Source organism: Rhodococcus sp. (in: high G+C Gram-positive bacteria), assembly GCF_049591685.1.
Classification (GTDB): Bacteria; Actinomycetota; Actinomycetes; order Mycobacteriales; family Mycobacteriaceae; genus Rhodococcoides.
In genome coordinates, this window is record NZ_JBAWFH010000459.1 from 1 (window position 1) to 2,296 (window position 2,296).

A 2,296-nucleotide genomic window follows, 5' to 3' on the forward strand; every position below is an offset into this window, starting at 1 on the left:
GAGTCCACGATTCCGTGGGTCTCGGAGCGTCCGCGAGGGCGGCCAACGTGGCCGGCAACATCGAGCTCGTTCGGCCGCGTCCATCTCGTCGGGCGCGCGGCGGTGGGGTGGACCCAGAGCCGGTCGATCGTACCGTCCTGCTCGTCGACGACGTACTGACCACCGGAGCGACCGTCAGTGAATCCGTAAGCGTGCTAAGGGATTCGGGGGTGAGAGTCGACGGCGTGCTGGTGGTCGCGACGGTGTGAGCAGCGGTGCGTCGACACGCCGCCGCAGCGAATTCAGGTGAACGGTGGCACACGAGCGCATGACGGACTAACGTCGCAATCAAGCCCTTCGAGGTACGACAGCAGGGTGATGCGACTTCTCGTGAGTGGAGGTGATGCGGCTGCACATGGTGCCGATTGGTTCCCCACTCGGCATGAGCAACTTGCCACGTCGCACCGGCGGCGCGGCCGATATCGGGAGGTACGCGTGACGACCCCTTCACAAGCTTCGGTTTTCTTCGACGAGAAGCCTTCGGACGAGTCCACCAAGACCCATGCCGACGTTGTGGTCAAAGGCCGCAACGTCGAGATCCCAGACCACTTCCGGATATACGTATCCGAGAAACTCGCCAGGCTGGAACGATTCGATCCTTCGATCTATCTGTTCGACGTCGAACTCATGCACGAACGAAACCGCCGACAAGCCAAGGCCTGTCAGCGAGTGGAGATCACCGCCAAGGGCAAGGGGCCAGTGGTCCGCGCCGAGGCATGCGCCGACAGTTTCTATGCCGCGCTCGAGTCGGTGACCTCCAAGCTCGAGAGTCGCCTCAGACGCACCAAGGATCGCCGCAAGGTCCACTACGGTGAAAAGACCCCGGTGTCGGTAGCGGAAGCGACAGCCGAACTGGCCGAGGACGACAGTCTGGCCCTCGACCCGGATACCAAACTCGACACCTTCGAGGACGAAGCCACCGGTCCAGGACAGATCGTCCGGACGAAGGTGCACTCCGCAGCCCCGATGAGCGTGGACGACGCGCTCTACGAGATGGAACTCGTCGGTCACGACTTCTTCCTCTTCCACGACAGCGCGACCGACCGTCCGTCCGTCGTCTACAGGCGCCATGCCTTCGACTACGGCTTGATCAGACTGACCTGACCAACTCCTCCTTACGCAACAGGCCTGATCCGGGAAAAATCCCAGGTCAGGCCTGTTGCGGTGCGGTGGGCTTACTGCGCGTTCCGGCGCAGCGCCTACCATGGACCCGTCGGGTCGGCTTCTGACGCTCTTCGTGCGTCCCAGATGTCGTGTCCGTCGAGAGTGCTGCTATTGAGAACCGATCTCCTTAACCGAGAAAAAGAGGACGAAAAAGCCCGTGCCTTCGCTGTCGTTTTCCAAGCTGCTCCGTGTTGGCGAAGGTCGCATGGTCAAGCGGCTGAAGAACATCGCCGACCATGTGTCCACCCTGTCGCCGGACGTCGAGAGCTTGTCCGACGACGCGCTCAGGGCCAAGACCGCAGAGTTCAAGGAGCGCTACGCCAAGGGAGAGGCGCTCGACGAGCTTCTGCCGGAGGCGTTCGCCGTCGCACGCGAGGCATCCTGGCGCGTTCTTTCCCAGCGTCACTTCGATGTGCAGGTGATGGGCGGTGCAGCACTGCACTTCGGCAACATCGCGGAGATGAAGACGGGTGAGGGCAAGACGCTCACCTGTGTACTCCCGGCCTACCTCAACGCACTGTCCGGTGACGGCGTCCACGTGGTCACCGTCAACGATTACCTGGCCAAGCGCGACTCGGAGTGGATGGGCCGTGTCCACCGGTTCCTCGGCCTCGAGGTCGACGTCATTCTTTCGGGGATGACTCCCACCGAGCGTCGCGCGGCATACGCGGCGGACATCACGTACGGAACCAACAACGAGTTCGGCTTCGACTACCTCCGCGACAACATGACGCATTCGCTCGACGATCTGGTGCAGCGCGGGCACAACTTCGCGGTCGTCGACGAGGTCGATTCCATTCTTATCGACGAAGCGCGGACCCCACTCATCATCTCCGGCCCCGCCGACGCGTCGTCCAAGTGGTACGGCGAGTTCGCGCGGATCGTGCCGATGATGAAGAACGAGGTCCACTACGAGGTCGACATCCGCAAGCGCACCATCGGCGTGCACGAGAAGGGTGTCGAATTCGTCGAGGACCAGCTCGGCATCGAGAACCTGTACGAGGCGGCGAACTCGCCCCTGGTCAGCTACCTGAACAACGCCGTCAAGGCCAAGGAGCTGTTCCTGCGCGACAAGGACTACATCGTCCGCGAC

The 2,296-nt window shown here is 62.5% G+C and carries 3 protein-coding genes; all 3 read left to right on the forward strand.

Annotated elements, in window-relative coordinates; translation table 11 throughout:
- The coding region (locus WBQ44_RS19155; RefSeq protein WP_495568255.1) for a ComF family protein at positions 1-248 on the forward strand (248 nt) is incomplete at its 5' end.
- A 226-nt stretch (positions 249-474) separates the two neighbouring features.
- On the forward strand, positions 475-1,143 hold the full coding sequence (hpf, locus tag WBQ44_RS19160; RefSeq protein ID WP_495568256.1) for a ribosome hibernation-promoting factor, HPF/YfiA family: 669 nt from the start codon (positions 475-477) through the stop codon (positions 1,141-1,143).
- Positions 1,144-1,360: 217 nt separating this feature from the next.
- Positions 1,361-2,296 (forward strand): preprotein translocase subunit SecA (locus WBQ44_RS19165; RefSeq protein ID WP_495568257.1); only part of this gene is annotated, 936 nt, incomplete at its 3' end.